The organism is Maribacter sp. HS (genome assembly GCF_048059195.1).
Taxonomy (GTDB): domain Bacteria; phylum Bacteroidota; class Bacteroidia; order Flavobacteriales; family Flavobacteriaceae; genus Maribacter; species Maribacter dokdonensis.
This window is the reverse complement of record NZ_JAYLVV010000002.1, coordinates 968,630-988,245: the sequence shown is the minus strand read 5'-3', so window position 1 is coordinate 988,245 and position 19,616 is coordinate 968,630. Positions and strand designations below refer to the sequence as shown.

Sequence of the window (19,616 nt, the reverse complement as noted above, 5' to 3'; positions counted from 1 at the left end):
TTTGAAGAACAGGCTAAACCCTGTTCTTCAAATTTTCTAACATTGTTTCAGTAGTTTTTTCAAGGTCAAATTCTGCCTTCCAATTCCAATCTTTTTGGGCACTGCTATCATCAATACTACTTGGCCAAGAGTTGGCAATTTCTTGCCTAAAATCCGGTTCATAGGCCATTTCAAATTCAGGGATCACAGCTTTTATATTTTCGGCCATTTCTTTGGGCGTAAAGCTCATTGCTGCCAAATTATAGGCAGAACGCTCTTTGATGTTCTCAGATGGGGCTTCCATGATCTGTAATGTGGCACGTATGGCATCGTCCATGAACATCATAGGTAATTTAGTGTCTTCTTCCAAGAAACAGGTGTATGAGCCTTCTGAAAGTGCTTTATGGTATATTTCTACGGCATAATCAGTTGTTCCGCCACCTGGCATGGTTTTCCAGCTAATAAGGCCTGGGTATCTAATGCTTCTTACATCTACGTCAAATTTTTTGAAATAATACTCGCACCATCGTTCACCGCTTTGCTTACTAATACCATAAACCGTACTTGGCTCCATTATGGTATTTTGCGGAGTATCGTCTTTTGGTGTATTCGGACCAAAAACGGCGATACTAGACGGCCAAAAGATTTTATCTATTTTTTTCTCCTTTGCCAAATTCAATACATTGAAAAGGGTATTCATGTTCAAATTCCATGCACGCATCGGAAATTTCTCTGCCGTTGCACTAAGCATAGCGGCCATTAAATACACTTCAGAAATTTCGTAATAGGCAATGACCTCTTCAAGCGCGTCATAATTAGTGGCATCTAATATTTCAAATGGTCCAGATTGCATTAAATCTTCATTACCTTCCCTAATATCACTGGCAATTACATACTCACTACCGTATTTCTCCCTAAGGGTTAAGGTTAGTTCTGTTCCAATTTGACCACAGGCCCCAATAATCAAAATATATTTCGGCATTAAATTTTTCGTTAAATGAATTTGAGATAAAGATACCTTTTCTTAAAATTTGTACATTCGCTTATGTCCAAAATTATCTTTTTTTTATCACTCATAGTCCTAGTTGCCTCTTGCAAAGAGGAAGCAAAGGAAACCACGGTTGTACATGAATCTCTTTGGCAGTCTACAAAAGACAGCCTGCCCGTAAAAATTGGCTTAGATACCAAAGCCCATGCTATTTTAAAAGATTGGTTGGAATATAACGCCTTGGATAAAAGTTTTGACAAAATGTATTCCTCTGATTACATAGAAGATTTTGAACTTGTGATCGATGAGATTATAGAAAATCAAAAAAAACTAGAAGAAAGCGAATACCCTGAAAAATTCAATATCCAACAAATTAAGGGTAGGCAGAAACTGTTCAAAACCTTTGTTTTAAAAACCAAGGGCGATTTGGAGTATAGACAAAATCCTACGGAATCTATGATTCAGATGATAAAGGCCTATAATGATCTTAGAAATCAATTTAACGTTGTGGTCAACAATACGTTGCCAGAAGAACTACTTAAGAATGAAGAAAATTAGCCTATTTATATTACTGTTCTCCTCATTTATTTTTTCACAGAATAATGAGAAAGCACAAATTACCGAAACTTTGAACAGTTGGCATGCAGCGGCCGGTTCTGCAGACTTTGACGCCTATTTTGATTTAATGACGAATGATGCTGTATTTATAGGTACCGATGCTACCGAGAATTGGCAAAGAGATGCGTTTATGAGTTTTTCAAAACCTTATTTTGATAAAGGAAAAGCTTGGAATTTTACTGCGGTTGAGCGTAATATTTATATAAATAATGAAGCCGATTTCGCATGGTTCGATGAGCTTTTAGATACACAAATGAAAATTTGCCGTGGATCGGGAGTATTGAAAAAGATAGATGGACAATGGAAGGTAGCACATTATGTGCTGTCTATTGCGGTACCTAATGATTTGGTAGATGAGTTGGTAGAGCTGAAAAAAGAAACGGACAATACTCTTTTAGAAAAGCTAAAAACAAATTAATAAAAAAAGGCGAATCAAGTGATTCGCCTTTTTTTTAAACTTAAGTGACATTATTTTTTCTCGGTAGGTGCTTCTTTTCGCGAAGTCAATGCTTGCTTGCTTAAGCTGGCCAAATTAAAATTGGGATCAATGGCCAAAGCTTCGTCCAAAGTAGCTATAGCTTGGTCAATATTAGTTTTGTCCATATTGTACTGTATAAGTGCCTTTACATGAATAAAGGCGGCTTTTAAAGGTACTTCGTATGGTTGCTGACGCTCATAAAATGCATATTTCATATCGTCTTTGGCATTTGCAATACCATATTCAACATGTTTCATTGCGCCTACATTATCTCCTGTTTGTACCTTAAGGTCTGCTAGTTCATAAGCAAGGTAGGCATTTGGCTCTCTGGCATATAATGCTTCAAATTGTTCTAACGCCCTTTTTGGTTGGTTCAAAGCTTTTAAAGAAACCGCTTTTACCTGTATGGCCAAGTTAGAATCTGAATCCAGTTTTTCAATCCCTATAATATTCAATGCCTGTAAATGTTGGTTGTCATTGGCATAAATATAGGCTAGGGTATCATTTCTTTCTTTTGATGGTGATAGCACGTTTAGGTGAGTTAGTGCATTAATTACACCATCTACATCACCTTGTAACCTCATTTGGTCATAAAATGCTTCGTAATGTTTAAGTAATTCTGATTTGGTCTGTGCATATCCATAGCTGCCCGATAGTAAAATGGCCGCTACTAATATTAAAACTGATTTTTTCATTTATCTGATTCTTTTAAAGTGCGCTAAACTATTAAATTATTCTGTATGATCTTGTTAAGGAAAGGTTTAAATGTTCCAAACAAAAAAAGACGCCTCTTATGGCGTCTTTTTTTTACAACGAATAGGGTTTCTTAAGCTAACTCTAATTGGTTTTTTGAACCTTTGAAAGAGTTTAAAAGTTGGGTGTAAAAACCAATACTTTTATTGTCCTTTTCTACACATGAAATCAAGAAATTACATAGATTGTTGAATAATAGATTCGTGTAGAATGTAGGTAAATATGTATTTACCGTTTTAGGGTCATATAGACTAACATCTTCTATAACCTCCATTTGAATTCTATGACGGTGATAGTCTATGGTTACATTGGTAGCACTGTAATGCTTTTTTAAAAGTGCTACATGCAAATCTTCATATTTTTTAGAACCTGTTGGGTTCTTACAACTTAGGGAGATGAGCTTCTCTAATTCAACTAAAACCCTCTCCCGTAATTTATCTTTCTTCATAACATTATGGTTTTATATTGTTAAACAAAGGTATGTATTACGTCGATAAGTAGTTGAAAGTCAACATTATATTAACGCTGATTTTCAGGTTTTGTTGTGAAAGGATATTCTAGTGTTGTAAATGATCAATTTAGCGGGGTATGAAAATGATAATTGTTAATAAGAAAAATCTTACAAAATTGAATTAATTTAAGGTTTTTGCCGGTGGAATGGTATGTGGGTGGTTCCAAGCCTCTCTTTATGGCTGCTTGGGTATAGTATTCTTTTTTAGTAGGATGCTCTGGATATACGGCATTAAAGACATCGTTAAAATGCTTATGTTCAATAATCGTTTTAATGATACCGATACAATCATCCAAGTGAATTAAATTGATAGGGGCATCTCCGTTACTAAGATTTTGCCTGCCGGATAGCATCGTTACCGGGTGCCTATCAGGACCTATTAACCCACCAAATCTAATAATAACGGTATTCAGTTCTTTGTCGTTTTTCAGTAGGTTTTCACACTGCAGTAGTTGTATGCCAGATGCTGTAGTAGGTAGGGGCTTGGTTTCTTCGGTCACGATACCTTTTGCATCACCATATACAGCGGTGCTGCTGGCGAATATGATATTTTTTACGTCAGACTTTTTAATGGCCAGATACAGTAGTTTTATTTTATCAATATAGCTTTCCTTGGGACCTTTGCCACGCAGTTTAGGCGGAATATTTATAATTAGGACTTCTATGGATGAAAGAAAAGTATGGATATCTCCATTGATTTCCTTCTCGGAAATGGAAATTTGAAATGGTTGGATCCCTTTTTCCTCTAAAACGGCCATTTTGTTCTTAGAAGTGGTAGTTCCCCTTACTTCAAAACCGCCGATCACTAAACTTTCGGCTAGGGGCAACCCAAGCCAACCACAACCTATTATTCCTATTTTATTGACCAAATTTTAATTTTTGTACGGTTACTATTGCATCGTTCAACACAAAAGGCATTGGTATTTGATCTTCTCTACGTTCAGGTATAGAGAATAATTCGTTGTTTAATAAATCATTAGAGGCTTCGTAAAATGTCAGTTCTAAAGGGGAGTCTGCCGGAAATTCTAAATTAATATCGGTAAAATTTTTATCACTGATGTAGTTGGTAATCAATCTACCACTATTTCTGTTTTGTAGAAAATGGTCAGACAATTGAATACCGTTTACATCTGCCTTCAGGATGTCAACTGGATTAGTGAAAACTTCCAAACGATTTATTGGTCTATTGGGCGTGATGCATAATCGTATAGAACGTACACTGTTGATTACAGTGTCTAACTGTACCTCAATAGTAGGTTTTGGAATGTTTTTAAGTGGAGCTTCATATGTATAGGTGAAATCAGTTCCATATTTACTGCTAATGGTTTCGTTTATTTGTGGTGGTACAGCAAGCTTATCTATGATGTATTGTGCGGTCCAATCAGATAATTTATGCTCATAGGTTGCCCACATAGCTGTATTGTCATCTGCATTTAATACATACAATAAACTTGTTGGTTTAGGTCTATCTTTAGTAAACCCAGAATCCATATGGGCCGATACCATAAAACCGGCAAACAACAGAAAACTTAAAAATGCCAAAGCACCCTTTTTTCTGTATTTTGATATTAATGGCAGTAACAAAAAGAAGATGAGTGTAGTAAATAGGGTAGATGCAACCATCATTTTAAGCCCTAGGCCAACAGGAAACATTTGTACGAACGGAGCAAATATGAACAGTGCCGGTATACCTAAGAACAACAATAAAAACGGATCCGGATTTTTCTGGTTGATATGAACATAAAATGCGACCAAAAAACTATATAAAGGCACAATAAAAAAGGCGGCTCCTTTTAAATATAAGGCAACCAAGCCACAAATAATTATCCAGATAATAAACGGGGCAACTAACAGATTAGCTGTCTTGATCACTCTAAACCTATAATACGCATAGAAGCATGTGCTAAGTGAGAATAGGGCGAATGCAAAGATATAGGCATGACCGTTGTATGTAAAACCATGAAGAATATCAGTATACCCAGGATACACCCATTTTAAAAATTGCCAACTGTAATACCCAACAATGCCATTGACAACTAAGGTTAATAGTACAGGTAGAAATCCTTTGAATACATCTTTGGCATTCAATACTTTTTTCTTGAATCCTAAAATCAGTAATAAAATAAAAATGAGAATGGCAAGTATCAACATTGGCATGATCCAGCTAAACGGATAAGAAACCATTTTAAAAAAGGGAACGTTAAAATACACATTGTCATCTAAACTTTTCAAATTCGTGAGGTCAGTGTTGCTAAAATGCTTTAGTAAGGGCATTAAGTAACTACCTTGGTGTGCAAGCGTATTTCTATCTAGTCTTTCATAATTATCAATTTGGGTATGATAGTCAAAATGATCATCTATAAACGCAAAATTGAAGCCCTGAACATCGCCATCTTCCCTAAATACGGTTAGGTCAGTGTCATTAGGTAACATTTTGTATATACTGTATGCCAATGAATTTGCTACGGGGTAATCAGGTTTAGCGGCTATAAATTCAGAAATTAACCTGCTGTTTCCCCTATTGGTTTCCATGAGCATATAGCTTGGTCCGCCACTACCGCGAGCCTCAAAATTGAGCACTAGCCCCACATCTTTTAACCATTCATGCTTATCAACAAAAAGGTCTGCTCCGTTGAGCCCTAATTCTTCGGCATCTGAAATTAAAATTATGATATCGTTTTTTGGTGGTGTGTTAGTTTTTAAAAATGCACGTATACCTTCTATGATAGTGGCAACTCCACTTGCAGCATCACTGGCACCTAATGATGAATGAGGATTGCTATCATAGTGGCTCAATAACAAAAGTGCTTTTCCAGATTCGGTGCCTTTAATTCTAGCAAGTACATTTTCGGCTTTGCTTAGGTTGCCCCAATCCCCGGCCGTATAGCCCTCTTGTAATGTAGTTTCTAACCCTAACGATCGTAGTTGCTCTGTTATATAATTACGTACCGTGGTATGTGCAGGAAAACCAACACCATGTGGTTCTTTAGACATTTCTTTTACATGTACTAAGGCTCTGTCTGTTGAAAACTGAGTCTCAGCAACGGTTTCCCCTTCCGTATATTGAGGTAAAAGCACTCTAAAACTCCAATAAGTGGCAAGAATAATAAGTAGTAGGGTTAATACGGTTGGTGTTTTTTTCATAATTGCGATATTCTTTTAAAATGTATTAAAATTTTGAGTATTAATTGACATACATCGAAAATTATTAGCAAATTTCATTTTATTTATTATCTTTAGTAATCAACCTCTAAACATACTATCATGGGAATCAAAAGCTTTCAAGGCGTTAGAAAGGTATTTAAAAAAGAATTTGAAGCACCAATTCTTGTGGCCGATTACATGACCACTAAGTTAATCACTTTTTCGCCAGATGATTCAATTTTAGACGTTATGGAGAAATTTGCCAAACATCGCATTTCTGGTGGACCTGTTTTAGACGGCAACGGTTTTCTAGTAGGTATCATTTCTGAAGCCGATTGTATGAAACAAATTTCTGAAAGTAGGTATTTCAATCAGCCTATTTTAGATAAAAGTGTTGAGAAGTTTATGACCAAAACGGTGGAAACTATTCCGCATGATATCTCCATTTTTGATGCTGCGGGTATTTTTGCCCAGCACAACAGAAGAAGATTACCTGTAATGCGTAATGATATCTTAGTAGGGCAAATTAGTAGAAAAGACATTGTTGTGGCCGCTCTAAAATTAAGTGGTCATAATTGGAAATAGAGCTAGCCCCCAACCCCAAAGGGGAGCTTAAAATACATGAAGGTTTCCTATTAGGAAACCTTTTTTATATCAATAATATTCCCCTTTGGGGGCTAGGGGGCTTGCTATTCTCTCTTTACTATCATATAGAAATCATTATCCAATGGGAGATATCCTAAATCATAAAGAAAGTAATAGGTAGTACCTTTTTTGGTGGTATATAAATTGGTAACATAATTGAAGTCAAAGCCTTTATCGATCAAGCGTGTGCCCGTGGTTTTGGTTTTTCCATCCTTTAATTGAAAACTATCCAGTACTCGGTAATTTTTACGTAGCCTATTATTGATATTTCTTATAAGCTGCTTGCTAGCAGGGTTTACTTTATTATTATATATGTTGCGGCAATAATCATTGCAGAATTTCTTATCTATTCTACCAATAACTTCTGAACCGCATTCTAAACATTCTCTTTTCATTGTCTGTGATAGTTGAAAGTTATTTCATTTGATGTGCCTTCTTCTTCACTGACTTCCACATACATGTTTATCTCTGTATCAGAAATACGTTCAATAGTAAAATCGTCAAAGTAAAATTTATTCTCTTCGACTTTTACCAATATAAAATCTACGGTTTCATCTTTTTGTTCCCAACCGCCCAAATCACCATCAAAGTGTTTTAGTTGTAATAATAATGTGTCATCTACCTCGATAATGTGTCCGAATTCATAAAAACTTACAGCGCCTTTATCAATTAGTCGGAAAGAAAACATCATGCTACCATCTGTAGGAGGACTCCATATTTCTTCAGCAATGCCACCAAATGCTTCTCCTTTCCAATGACCTGCCAGCCATTCTATCTGACTTAATTTGGCTTTAGGACTTGTCATTTCAGGCTCAAAGGATATGGTGTTCTGTGCATGGACCATAGCAGTGGCCGATAGAAAGAGTAATAGTAGAATTTTCATACTTCGGTATTTGTAACAATATACAAATTAAACGTTTACAAACGGATTGGTTTACTTTTCGTAAAATTCTATAGGAAGGTTGTCAGGGTCTGCAATAAAAGTAAATCGTTTGTTGGTGAACTCATCAATTCTAATAGGTTCTGCAATGACGTTGTAGGATTTGCAATGGGCAATTATCTTTTCTAAATCATCTACTTCAAAAGCCAAGTGTCGTAGACCACATGCTTCTGGCCTTGAAGGTCTCTTTGGTGAATTAGGGAAAGAAAACAACTCAATAATATAATCTCCGTTCAAAGCTAAATCCAATTTATAAGACTGTCGTTCTTGGCGATACACCTCACGAATTATTTCTAAGCCCAAAACATGGGTGTAGAATTTTTTGGAAATTTTGTAATTGGAGCAAATGATAGCGGTATGGTGTATTTTGTTCATTTCACGTTTTCAAATAAAAGTAACTTAGTTCAATAATTCCTTTTTCTCATACAATTCAATCGCTTTCAAATAATCCATAGCTCCCTTCATGGTCATGCCATTCACAAAACCATCTAATTCTAGATGATTCAGTTGTACCCATTCTACTAAGGCGTTTTTTTGCTGGTTCCATTCATTCCAATTAACACTGATATATTCAAGTTCTTCTAATTTGGAGATTTTTCCACTGGTAAATGAAACCCTGACCTTAAATTTTAGAGGGTTGTTTTGTAAAAAACTGTTTCTTTTATTTTTTTGAGCAACGGTAACTAAAACAGTATTGTTCTCTTCTTCTATTTCAATAGTGTTGTAAGTAGGTTTAAAAATGGAATCCCATTTATAGAATTCATAAAAAGCTTCTTTATCATAGTTTGTTGTAAAGTCGCCAGAAATTATTGTAACACTATCATTGGTAATTGCTTTTAAAGCATTGTAATTTCCTGAATCAAAAGCACTGTAATATGATTTAACTACTGCGGTACGGTTGACATTTTGTTGCTGGCAACTAGTTAGAAACAACAGTAGAAGTAGCACATGAAAACTGTTTTTCATTACAGGTTAATTTAAAGATTTTATCATATCCCTTATCTTTATCGCCTTCTCAAAATGGTCTAACTTGTTTTCTAATATCCACCATTGGGCAACTTCCATCAAAAGTTCTGGATGGTCATTTTTATTTTTAAAAAAGGCATAGAAAGACAGCCCTACGTTTTCCCCTTTCGCTGCAATTTTAGCATCGCAAACTTGAATGATTTTTGCTTTTATTTCTTTGGTCATCAATCCTAATTATGAAAGAAAGTTAATTATTTAAAATTTGGGCTCAAATTAACTTGATTCGCTACTCAATTAAAATGAATAATATTAACCTTAAAAAATTGAATTTTACCTGTTTAGAGTCTTAATAATCAATATTTTAAACTTTTTCTATAAATCTGTTAAAGTATTTATAAACAGATGTATATGATATACTTTTTAATACGGTTGCTATAATTTTGAGAGTAAACCTATACTATGAAAACAATTCTATATATACTAGCGTCCACTACAATTTTAATGAGCTGTAGTAGTAAAAAACAGTTGACTGAAAATTCAAAAGAAAAATGGCGAAATACGGGATCATCGGTTGTGGAAACCGCTATTGGACCTTTGGAATTAGTACCTCCATATTCATCTGAATCGGTTACTAAAAACAGTAAAATTATAGCGTGGTCATCAAACAAATTGCCCAAAGCCCCAACGGGTTTTGAAGTTGCAATATTTGCTCAAGATTTGGATCATCCGAGGTGGACATACGTTGCACCTAATAATGACATTTTTGTCGCAGAATCTAACACGAAAAATAGCGCTGATAGGATTACATTATTACGTGATAACGACATGGATGGTGTAATAGATGAACGACATGTGTTTAAAGATCAACTGAATCAAAATTTAGGGATGTTGGTTTTAGATGGATATTTCTATATCGCTAATACAGATGGGCTTTATAGGTATGCCTACAAGGAAGGTCAGAACAAGCTTGAAGGGGAAGGGGAAAAAATAGTTGCTTTGTCTGCAAGTGGTTATAATAACCATTGGACACGTAATGTTATAGCGAATAAGGAAGGTAGCAAGTTATATATCTCGGTTGGATCGGCAAGTAATGTGGGGGAGCAGGGTATGGATAAGGAGGAAAGACGTGCTGCCATTTTAGAGGTAAATACAGATGGGTCTGACGAAATAATATACGCAAGTGGTATACGTAATCCGGTGGGGATGGATTGGAACCCGGTTACTGGTGAATTATGGACGGCTGTTAACGAACGTGATAAGATTGGTAATAATTTAGTGCCCGATTACCTAACCAGTGTGAAAAAAGGAGGGTGGTATGGATGGCCTTATAGTTATTATGGAAACATAAATGATCCAAGATGGGAAGATGATCCGCACCAAAACCTTGTAGATATGACCATAGTTCCCGATGTGCCTTTGGGTAGCCATACCGCTTCTTTAGGGCTTACGTTTTATACCGCTTCACAATTTCCTGAGAAGTATAAAAATGGAGCATTTGTTGGTCAACATGGTTCATGGAACCGAGCGGAATTTGCTGGTTATAAGGTGGTATTCGTCCCTTTTCAAAACGGTATACCCCAAAAACCAGTTGACTTTTTAACTGGTTTTATTGCTGATGAAGCAGCTGGTGAAGTGTATGGTAGACCAGTTGGAGTTACCGTTGCCCCAGATGGATCTCTTTTGGTAAATGATGATGACGGTGGTGTTATTTGGAGGGTTTCGGCAGTTGAATAATTAGCGGATATCACTTTACGAATTGGACAGTTAGAGCGTTTAAAATGGATGACGATGCTAGTCTACCTTTTTTTCAAAAATCAATTCAAAGTAAGATGCGGCTCCATACCCTGAGGTCGCTGGTGCGAAAATTTGAACAAATCGCCACCCTTGCTTTGCTTTAGATGATATAATTTCTTTATAATTTGAGCTGGGCTTTGCGGTAAAAATGCCTCCAAGGTTTATTTTAACAAATTGATATTCATACATATACTTATAATTTAAAATTACTTCAATATCTTCAATTTATACTTATGCAATAGACCTTCTAGCATGTCACTGGAAAAGATGGCGCCTTTTACCATGTTGTTTTCTGGGTCTATGTTAAAATGGGTTGCTGTGCTAAAATCTGCCTTTTGTAAATTGGTTCTTGAAAAAATGGTACGTTCTAAATTACAATCTACGAACTTGGAATTACTTAGATCACAGTCACTAAAATCTGCTTCTGAAAGGTTACAGGCTTTAAATACCTGACCAATTAATTTTAATTCGGAAAATATGGAAAAATTCAAATTACAATCATAAAAGGAGAAGTCCATTAAAAAACTGTTACACGTGTGGAATGCTAAACCCATAAGTTTGCAATGTGAAAATTTGACTTCTTTAAAAGTGGTGTTTACCAAATTCACATTACTTAAGTTACAATCTATAAACTCGCACTCCAAAAAGATTTGGTTGTCCAAGTATCCTTTGGAAAAATCGCATCTTTCAAAAATGCAATTTTCATATTCTGCACGTGGCAAACGGGAAATGGTATAATTTTCTCCTTTAAAAGTCTGGTCTAGTATTAGTTTTTCCAACTCAATTTTAATTTTGTGCTTGCGGTAATATAATTGCAGGGATTTCTAAACTTTGGAATAGGGTATTATATGCCTTCATTTCTGTATTGATGATAGCATTATGTTCTGTTTTAAAACTGCCCCATATAGCAAGTAAATCACGCAATCTTTCTTTTGCGCCCATTGTAACTCTGGGTTCTGCTACGTCAATATATCCTCTTAAATTCAATAATTGCGCGTTTAGTTTATTTTCGAAATTTATAACATCTTGAAAGGTTTTTTGGTTGGGCTGAATAAGATTTTCTTCCCAAGATGAAATTCGTTTGATCAAAGAATCGCCTTGTTTTAAAAGTGCTTCTGCTTTTGTGTGGTCTTCAAGTAATTGATTATACTGTTTTAATTGAGATTTTGCTGATAGCATATCATTCACTGCAGTATGTATTTCTATTACGGTAGCTTCTATGGTTTTCAACATATTTTGTTGCTCTTCATAATCTGCCATGGTCGCTTTAATGTTGGGGAGAGGTAAAATACTTACCAAGGTTTCTGCGGTTTCATTTTCTAATATAAGTCTAAGTTGGTAATCTCCTGGGCCAACAATAGAACCATCTAATCCGCCCAGTACAAATACTTTGTCAACTGCGGGTAGTGGGTCTCTTTTAAAATCCCAAGTAAAACGGTTATATCCTTTTTTAGAAGGCAATACGGCTGGTTTTGATGGTCCGCCTGGCCAAGAACTAAACTTTTTGTCTTTTTTATTGGTAATCGTTCGTATTACATCTCCATCTTTTAAAACTTCTAATTTTAGCTCAGTGCTATCTTGTGCTTCGTTCAGGTAATAATCAAAAGTAACGCCGCTTTTGGGGTTGCTTCCTAAGCCTGGCACGGGTTTTTCGCTATATCCTCCAATGAATAAATAGGTGTCTTTGGGTTTAAAAATGTTCAATGCCTGTTTTGGTGCACTGGCATTTTGTAAAGCGGCTAAATCATCCAAGATCCAGAATGAACGACCGGCCGTTGCAGCAACCAAATCATTATCTTGAATAATAAGGTCGTTAATAGGGGTTAAAGGTAAATTTAACTGTAAAGGTTGCCAATGCGTGCCATCATCTAAAGAAACAAACAAGCCCGTTTCGGTACCCGCATATAGTAGACCTTTTACCTTTTTATCTTCACGAACCACTCTGGTAAAGGTGTTGTCACCGGTAATGCCATTGGTGATTTTTGTCCAAGTAGTACCATAGTCCGTAGTCTTGTAAATGTAATTTTTGAAATCCATCGACTTATAACGCATTAAAACGATGTAAGCTGTTGCCGGATCATGTGGAGATACTTCAATACTATTAATAATCCCTTCCATGGCGTCTGTAGGAGTAACATTTGACCAATTGGCACCACCATCTTTGGTTACATGTACCAAACCATCATCACTACCGGACCAAATTACGCCTTCTTCATGTGGAGATTCTGTCAAATAGGTAAGTGTGTTATAAATTTCACCTCCTGCGGCTTCATTGGTAAAGGGTCTACCGCCAAGTCCGTGCTTATCTTTTTCATTACGGGTCAAATCAGGACTAATAACTGACCAGCTTTGACCTTCGTCGGTTGATTTAAAAACTACATTGCCGCCGTGGTAAATTGTTTTTCTGTCATGTGGAGAGGTAATAATTGGGGCATTCCAATTATAACGGTATTTTGCATTTTCTGGTGATATACTTAAACCTAATTCCGGGTATTCTTTAATGGGTTTTGACTCTTTGGTACTTGCGTTCCACTTGTCGATATTTCCTTGGTATGTGCCACCATAAATTAATTTTGGGTCGTCTGGGTCAAAAGCTAAAAAGGCGCTTTCTCCACCTGCAACTGCGTACCAATCTTTCCAATCTATTCCGTTATCGTTTGTTCTTGACGCAATGGCAACGGTAGAATTATCTTGTTGCCCGCCATAGACATTGTACGGTACCAAATTGTCCGTTATCACCCTATAAAATTGAGCGGTATTTTGATTTTGTTGCGTACTCCAACTCTTTCCACCGCTATTGGAAACGTTAGAACCACCATCGTTAGAGTTTACCATGCGCTTGTTGTTCAAAGGGTCTATCCATAAGTCATGATTATCGCCATGTGGTGTTGGCAACGGTGAAAAAGATGTACCGCCATCTATTGATTTTGTGACCGGTGCATTTAGCACATAGACAATATCTTCATTCTGGGGGTCTGCAAAAATTTCCATATAGTACCAAGACCGGGCAATATTAATACGGTCTTTATTGATCAATTTCCATTTTTTACCGGCATCATCAGAACGGTATACTCCGCCTTTTTCTCCTTCTGCCTCGATCACTGCAAATACACGTTCAGGGTTGGCCCTAGATACAGAAATACCAATTTTACCCATTTCTTTTGGTAACCCCTCGGTTAATTGCTGCCAAGTTTCACCACTGTCGGTAGATTTATAGATACCTGAGTTTTTTCCACCAGATTCCATTGTCCAGGGATATCGTCTGTGTTGCCACATAGCGGCATATAGTATGGTTGGGTTGGTCATATCCATTGTAAGACCAGATGCTCCAGTAGTATTATCTAGGAAAAGTACATTTTTCCAAGTATCACCGCCATCGGTAGATTTATAAATGCCTCTTTCAGTAGAAGGTCCATATTGTGCACCTTGTGCCGAAACAAAAATGATGTTTGGGTCTGTAGGGTCAATAATGACATCAGAAATGTGCCGTGTTTTGTCTAGCCCTATGTGTTTCCAAGTTTTACCCGCATCGGTAGATTTGTAAACACCATCTCCCATAGAGGTCATCACACCTCTTGCCGCATGTTCTCCCATGCCGGCAATTACAATATTCGGATTACTTTCAGATACAGATATGGCGCCAACGGTTGCCGTTTTTAGGAATCCGTCCGAAACATTTTTCCATGTGATTCCATCATCCGTGGTTTTCCAAATTCCACCACCAACGGTTCCCATATAATACACCATGGGTTGACCGACCACACCGGTTGATGCTACACTTCTACCTCCTCTAAATGGACCAATATTTCTCCATTTTAATCCTGTAAAAACAGAGTCATTTAATGTAATTGATGGTTGGGTGATTTTACTTTTTCTACGTTGAGATTGTAAGGTCATAGGTGCAATCATCAATAGCACAAATAGAAATTTGATGGTTTTCATGGTGTGGTCAAATTAGTTGTTGAGTAGGTAAGATAACAAAAGCCTTTGTAAAAAGTGAGTGGGAAAATTTAATTTGGTAATTCTAATTTTAAGGGTGCCATTTTTATGGTTTTGACCAATATTATTTTCTTAAAATGATAAATTGATTTTAATGTGTGTAGGGTTTCTTTTTTAGGTTTAATCTGGTTAAGTTAGAAGGCGCATGACACACCAAACTAGACTTTTAAGACAAGAAATAAGTACTGAAAAACTTAAGGAATACTTCCCAAAAGGAGTAATAAAAACATACGAAAAAGGGTATGCTATTAGTTATATTCACAAAAAGGTAAACACTTTTAGATGGCTTATTGAAGGAAGCGTCAATTACTATATTTCTTTAGATAGCCCAGAGAGCGATATCTTGGTTTGCCAAAATTCAGAACCATTTTCAACTATTGGTTTAAACGGATTTAACACGCCTAAACGCTTTACTTATAAAGCAACGGTGGCGTCTGCAAAAGCTTCATTCTTTGAAATTCCTTTTAACGATCTTGATGCATACTTAAAAAAGGGGCACCAAAACGTTCTGTTGAAAAACATAGGTGCCAAGTTATATCACGTTTTGCGTACTGCATTATTGAAACAAACGGAATTGTTGAGCCCGGCAAGGTTTCAGCCTTTTGTAGAGGATAGGCAGTTTTTTATTTCCCCGGTAACGGAACAAGAAGAAATAGTCTCATTGATGAGACGTTCTCCGTTTTTAGATTTTTTTGAGGAGAAAAATTTAATGGCACTGGCCGCCTTGGCGGAAAGGCGTGAATATGAACCAGATGAGGTGTTGTATGTGCAAGACGGTTCTAGTAACGGGTTATTTATTCTAATTCATGGCGAGGTTACTATAAAAAGAATTGAAAATACCATTGAAATTAAACAACGCTCTATAAAAAACTCTGGGTTTGTTTTTGGGTGGTCTTGTCTTTTAAGGGAGAAAGATATTTGTTCTGCGATTACCAATACAAAGACATCTGCCTATTTTATACCGGAATGTGATCTCATGAAATTGTTTCAGAGAGATGATGCTTTTGAAGGTCAATTTTATCAACGGTTGCTTTGGCTCATGGGCAACCAACTGAATGCGGCATTTGTTAGGTATGTTGGTTTGTTGGGAAAACATAGTTTGCAAGCCGTATATCAATTGATCAAGAACAACAAATCGCGCTTATTGCTTTCATCGCCTTTACACCAAGTGCCACATCTTTTAAAGAGTATGACTACAAAGCAATTTGCTTATGAAGCACTTGCAAATTTGTTAAAAAACGGTACAGCGTTAGAACGTCATATAGCTTCATTGAGTTTAGAATTATTGGGTGAAGATCAAAAGGAGCACGATTTTGTCAGTGGGTTACAGCAGATGTATGAAAACGTTGCGGAAAAGAATAGTAATGATGTAATGCTGAATAGAAAGGTATGTGCGGAATTGACTATGAAGGTCTTTAAAAACGTACCCTACATTATTGAAGGATGGGATAATTTACCTGATAAAACAGGGAATATCTTCATTTATAATCACCTGATCAATGATGCACATTATACCTTGAACAATAATTTTCAAATAACCTTAGATTCTCATTTTCTAAGTGCTATGGTACTGTATAAGAAATATGGAGAACCGGGTATTAGAACTGTTCGTATTGGGCAAGGACAGGAGTATGGACATCAAAATTATTACAATAATCTAGGCTATATCAATGTTTACACCAAAGAATCTGAACAAACGACAAGTAATAAAAAGGAACAGGCGCGAAGCATATTTTATAGCGAGGCTTCTAAGCACTTAAAGCAGGAATATAACCTGATCATAAGCCCAGAAGGTACATCTTATAGAACTGAGGAATCTCCTGGACCATTTAAAATGGGTGCTTTTAAATTAGCGTTGCATACAGAGCCGGAACCATACATTGTTCCTATAGTCATGGTGAATTTTGACCACAGAATTGGTAAATCTTTATATTATTGTGCCATTAAAGAACCTTTTCTTTTGAGTGAAAAGGTGCCTTCTAAAAACGATGAAGATCTATATGCTTTTATGGAGCAATACCAAGAGGAATATAAAGGGTATGTGCAAGCGGCAATTGAAAGAGCAGAGCAATTGAACGTATCTAGCTCAGGTGCCGATAGTTTAGAAGAGCCACCCGCAATATGGTGTAATGAAATAAAGCGACTTAAAAGACGAGTGGCCAAATTGCCTACCCAAGATAATTTAATTGCCTTTTATGGTAGTTCATCTGTACGGCTTTGGGTGAATATGAAAAGGGACTTGAGCCCGTTCAATGTGGTTAACCTGGGTTTTGGCGGTTCTACTTTTGCTTGGTGTATTCATTATTTTGATGAAATATTTGTAGAGGCAAATCCGTCTAAAATTGTGTTGTACGCCGGTGAAAATGATTTAAATGATGGCAAGACACCCCAAGAAGTTCTTTCTGGGTGTATGGAGCTGGTAGAATTGATCAAGAATAAATACCCAGATGTAGAATTGGCGCTTATAAGTTTAAAACCAAGTGTAGAGCGTGAACATCTGATTCCGCTGATTATGGAAACTAATTTAATGCTGTCAAAATATTTTATTTCTGAGCTTAATTCCCAATACATTAATGTGTTTGCACAAATGATCACTACGGATAATAGGCCTATTCCAGAGTTATACCTTTCTGACGGATTACATTTGAACAAGCAAGGCTATGCACTGTGGAGTACTGCTATTAAAAAAGCATTACAGGCAGCGGATAGCCTTGAGCTTGAAAATCAGTTTTAGATGGTACCGTTAATCTTGTCCGCCTTTACGTTGTGGCGTTCTTGGTGTTGGCCATTCTCCTTTTTTGCCTGATCTTGGGTTAATGCCCAAAACAGCTTTTTCACGAGATGTTTTTTCTGGGTCTTCGCATGCCATATAGGTAAGAATAGCAGTTAATATGGCGTTGTTGCGTACATCGTCAAAAACAATTTTATCGTAGGTGTCCAAATTGGTGTGCCAAGTATAGTTCCAATAATCCCAACTCAACGAGCTTAGCGAAAACGCAGGGGCACCTGCCGCTACGAAAGAAGCATAATCTGATCCACCACGACCGGGCGAACCAGGGAATGTAGTTTCTATTTCGTTTTTGTAGGTTTCCGGTACGGCTTCTAACCATCGCCCTAAATAATCATATGCATGAAGAAATCCTTGCCCGGATAGGCGAACCACACGGCCCGTACCATTATCTTGGTTGAATAATGCTTGTACACCGGCAACAATTTCTGGGTGATCCTCAACAAATGAGCTAGAACCATTTAAACCTTGTTCTTCACTTCCCCAATGCCCTACAAGAATAGTCCTTTTTGGGTTTGGATATACTTTTTTCAGAATACGTGCTGCTTCTAACATGGTAATGGTACCTGTACCATTATCGGTTGCTCCTGTACCGCCGTCCCATGAATCAAAATGAGCGGAAAGAATCACATATTCATCAGGGAACTCGGTGCCGGGTATGGTGGCTATGGTATTAAAAGTTGGTACAACGCCCAAGTCTTTTGACTCTGCCACTATTTTAATTTTGGTATCCGTACCATGCTCTACCATCCTGTACAGCATTCCGTAATCTTCTAATGAAATATCAACAGCAGGAATTTTTTCAGTACCTGCACTAAAAATCTTATTGGCTCCAAAACCTTCGGACCATCTTGATTGAGCAATACCTACAGCACCGGCTTTTTCAAATGCTGCATTGATGTTTCTACTGGTATATCCCGTATTATTAATATTCTGTCTCCAGATTTTCTCCAATGAATCGCGCTCGCTTTTCATTTTTTCAAAAGATGCTTTGGTTGCGTATTCTTCCCAGTTTTCATCTGGTCTGCCCGTAGGTTGCAACATGCTCATCATTACTATTTTTCCTTTTACGTTAGGTAGCCATTTTACAAAGGACAATGAATCTGTAAAACTTGGTAGTGTAATTAATGAAGCCGTAACACCTTTAGAGCTAGTACTTGGGTTCCATGCCAATTGTGTTGCATGTAATGAGGCTACACGAGGTGAAACCATATCTACATGGGTAATACCTCTTTGCCATCCTTTCCAGGTTCCCCATTGCTGGTTTTCTGCAGAAATCCCCCATTTTTTGTAGGTGTTTACCGCCCAATCATGGGCACTTTTCATTTCTGGCGTACCTACTAATCTTGGACCGTTGAGGTCCATTAATTCGTAAGCCAATTGTTCTAGTTGAGAATTTTCAATGCCTTCTTTCTCTATGGCATTGACCATATCTTCTACCGTTTGTGAAATCGCAAATGTAGAGCATAGGAAATATGCCCCAATGAGTAGTACTTTTTTCATGTTCAAGTTAGTTTAGTTCTTTGAACTAAGGTACTCATTTAAGGGCGATAGCCCGCTGTTAAAATTTATGGGATTTTAAAAATTGGACAAGACTTTCCTGAATTAAATACTCCCAACCCGCTTTGCCACTTTCTTTTTTAAATTCAGGAATATCGGTCGGGAAATCTTTAATGACTTCACTGGTAAGGGTAAGAAGGGTGCCTAGTTCATTTTTGGACAACTCAAAAGTACTGATGCTTTCTCCGGGGTATTCATCAAACGTCCAACGATAACTTATTTTTGATGGCGGTGTTACTGCTATTACTTCCCAGTTGTGGGTAAAATTTCTTCCTTCGTTGGTAATAAGAAAGCTGGTGGTGAAACCAACTTCTGGCTTAAAGTCCGGAATAACAGGAAAGTACCATTTTCGCATGTATTCCACATGTGTCAATGCTTCCCATACCTGCTCCATTGAAGTGTTAAAAAGCTGAGTGACAATTATAGGTTCATTGTTTCTCATAATATTATGCT

20 protein-coding genes are annotated in these 19,616 nt (G+C 36.9%); 5 read left to right on the top strand and 15 right to left on the bottom strand.

Features of this window, described 5'->3' with window-relative positions; all coding sequences use genetic code 11:
- Window positions 1-13: 13 nt before the first annotated feature.
- Entirely contained in the window at window positions 14-961 is a 948-nt protein-coding gene (locus VBZ51_RS04340; protein ID WP_215996688.1) for an NAD-dependent epimerase/dehydratase family protein, read from the bottom strand.
- A gap of 63 nt (window positions 962-1,024) precedes the next feature.
- On the opposite strand from VBZ51_RS04340, the gene VBZ51_RS04335 reads away from it, so the two are divergent.
- Both VBZ51_RS04335 and VBZ51_RS04330 read left to right on the top strand, forming a co-directional pair.
- Entirely contained in the window at window positions 1,025-1,525 is a 501-nt protein-coding gene (locus VBZ51_RS04335) for a hypothetical protein (protein ID WP_058104181.1), read from the top strand.
- Window positions 1,512-2,003 carry a nuclear transport factor 2 family protein gene (locus VBZ51_RS04330; protein WP_416576168.1) on the top strand — a complete coding sequence of 164 codons (492 nt, stop codon included), beginning with the start codon at window positions 1,512-1,514 and terminating at the stop codon, window positions 2,001-2,003. The genes VBZ51_RS04335 and VBZ51_RS04330 overlap by 14 nt, the downstream gene beginning before the upstream one ends.
- A 50-nt stretch (window positions 2,004-2,053) precedes the next feature.
- On the opposite strand, the gene VBZ51_RS04325 is transcribed toward VBZ51_RS04330, so the two are convergent.
- From VBZ51_RS04325 to VBZ51_RS04310, 4 genes are all read right to left on the bottom strand, one after another.
- The gene (locus VBZ51_RS04325) at window positions 2,054-2,758 is read right to left on the bottom strand and encodes a hypothetical protein (protein ID WP_058104179.1); all 705 of its coding nucleotides are present in this window, start codon (window positions 2,756-2,758) and stop codon (window positions 2,054-2,056) included.
- A 131-nt stretch (window positions 2,759-2,889) separates the two neighbouring features.
- Window positions 2,890-3,264, bottom strand: a complete 375-nt coding sequence (locus VBZ51_RS04320) for a hypothetical protein (RefSeq protein ID WP_058104178.1) — start codon at window positions 3,262-3,264, stop codon at window positions 2,890-2,892.
- A 125-nt stretch (window positions 3,265-3,389) separates the two neighbouring features.
- On the bottom strand, window positions 3,390-4,196 hold the full coding sequence (locus VBZ51_RS04315; RefSeq protein ID WP_416576167.1) for an SDR family oxidoreductase: 807 nt from the start codon (window positions 4,194-4,196) through the stop codon (window positions 3,390-3,392).
- Entirely contained in the window at window positions 4,186-6,471 is a 2,286-nt protein-coding gene (locus tag VBZ51_RS04310) for a M28 family peptidase (RefSeq protein ID WP_416576166.1), read from the bottom strand. The genes VBZ51_RS04315 and VBZ51_RS04310 overlap by 11 nt, the downstream gene beginning before the upstream one ends.
- 120 nt (window positions 6,472-6,591) lie before the next feature.
- On the opposite strand from VBZ51_RS04310, the gene VBZ51_RS04305 reads away from it, so the two are divergent.
- Complete coding sequence (locus VBZ51_RS04305; protein ID WP_058104175.1) at window positions 6,592-7,056, top strand: CBS domain-containing protein; 465 nt, start codon at window positions 6,592-6,594, stop codon at window positions 7,054-7,056.
- A 104-nt stretch (window positions 7,057-7,160) separates the two neighbouring features.
- Here the strand turns inward: VBZ51_RS04305 and VBZ51_RS04300 are convergent, their stop codons facing one another.
- Genes VBZ51_RS04300 through VBZ51_RS04280 form a run of 5 tightly spaced genes read right to left on the bottom strand, consistent with a single transcriptional unit; the run spans window position 7,161 to window position 9,247 of the window.
- Window positions 7,161-7,511: a hypothetical protein gene (locus VBZ51_RS04300; protein WP_058104174.1), complete on the bottom strand. Its 351-nt coding sequence runs from the start codon at window positions 7,509-7,511 to the stop codon at window positions 7,161-7,163.
- Entirely contained in the window at window positions 7,508-7,999 is a 492-nt protein-coding gene (locus VBZ51_RS04295; RefSeq protein ID WP_416576165.1) for a DUF6265 family protein, read from the bottom strand. Before VBZ51_RS04295 ends, VBZ51_RS04300 begins: the two co-directional genes overlap by 4 nt.
- 51 nt (window positions 8,000-8,050) lie before the next feature.
- Complete coding sequence (locus VBZ51_RS04290) at window positions 8,051-8,431, bottom strand: VOC family protein (RefSeq protein WP_416576164.1); 381 nt, start codon at window positions 8,429-8,431, stop codon at window positions 8,051-8,053.
- Between the two features lie 24 nt (window positions 8,432-8,455).
- The gene (locus tag VBZ51_RS04285; RefSeq protein WP_416576163.1) at window positions 8,456-9,022 is read right to left on the bottom strand and encodes a hypothetical protein; all 567 of its coding nucleotides are present in this window, start codon (window positions 9,020-9,022) and stop codon (window positions 8,456-8,458) included.
- Window positions 9,023-9,028: 6 nt separating this feature from the next.
- On the bottom strand, window positions 9,029-9,247 hold the full coding sequence (locus VBZ51_RS04280) for a DUF6500 family protein (RefSeq protein ID WP_416576162.1): 219 nt from the start codon (window positions 9,245-9,247) through the stop codon (window positions 9,029-9,031).
- A gap of 234 nt (window positions 9,248-9,481) precedes the next feature.
- On the opposite strand from VBZ51_RS04280, the gene VBZ51_RS04275 reads away from it, so the two are divergent.
- Entirely contained in the window at window positions 9,482-10,756 is a 1,275-nt protein-coding gene (locus VBZ51_RS04275) for a PQQ-dependent sugar dehydrogenase (protein ID WP_416576161.1), read from the top strand.
- 57 nt (window positions 10,757-10,813) lie between these two features.
- On the opposite strand, the gene VBZ51_RS04270 is transcribed toward VBZ51_RS04275, so the two are convergent.
- From VBZ51_RS04270 to VBZ51_RS04260, 3 genes are read right to left on the bottom strand one after another with little or no spacing between them, the layout of a single operon-like run.
- On the bottom strand, window positions 10,814-11,005 hold the full coding sequence (locus VBZ51_RS04270) for a DUF4177 domain-containing protein (protein WP_074671402.1): 192 nt from the start codon (window positions 11,003-11,005) through the stop codon (window positions 10,814-10,816).
- Window positions 11,006-11,022: 17 nt separating this feature from the next.
- Window positions 11,023-11,595, bottom strand: a complete 573-nt coding sequence (locus VBZ51_RS04265; protein ID WP_416576160.1) for a pentapeptide repeat-containing protein — start codon at window positions 11,593-11,595, stop codon at window positions 11,023-11,025.
- A 7-nt stretch (window positions 11,596-11,602) separates the two neighbouring features.
- A complete protein-coding gene (locus VBZ51_RS04260; protein WP_416576159.1) occupies window positions 11,603-14,758 on the bottom strand; it encodes a WD40/YVTN/BNR-like repeat-containing protein in 3,156 nt (1,051 codons plus the stop codon).
- Window positions 14,759-14,960: 202 nt separating this feature from the next.
- Here VBZ51_RS04260 and VBZ51_RS04255 point away from each other — a divergent pair, with 202 nt between their 5' ends.
- Complete coding sequence (locus tag VBZ51_RS04255; RefSeq protein WP_416576158.1) at window positions 14,961-17,549, top strand: cyclic nucleotide-binding domain-containing protein; 2,589 nt, start codon at window positions 14,961-14,963, stop codon at window positions 17,547-17,549.
- Between the two features lie 9 nt (window positions 17,550-17,558).
- On the opposite strand, the gene VBZ51_RS04250 is transcribed toward VBZ51_RS04255, so the two are convergent.
- Complete coding sequence (locus tag VBZ51_RS04250) at window positions 17,559-19,106, bottom strand: M20/M25/M40 family metallo-hydrolase (protein WP_416576157.1); 1,548 nt, start codon at window positions 19,104-19,106, stop codon at window positions 17,559-17,561.
- A gap of 58 nt (window positions 19,107-19,164) precedes the next feature.
- A complete protein-coding gene (locus tag VBZ51_RS04245; protein ID WP_416576156.1) occupies window positions 19,165-19,605 on the bottom strand; it encodes an SRPBCC family protein in 441 nt (146 codons plus the stop codon).
- Between the last annotated feature and the right edge of the window lie 11 nt (window positions 19,606-19,616).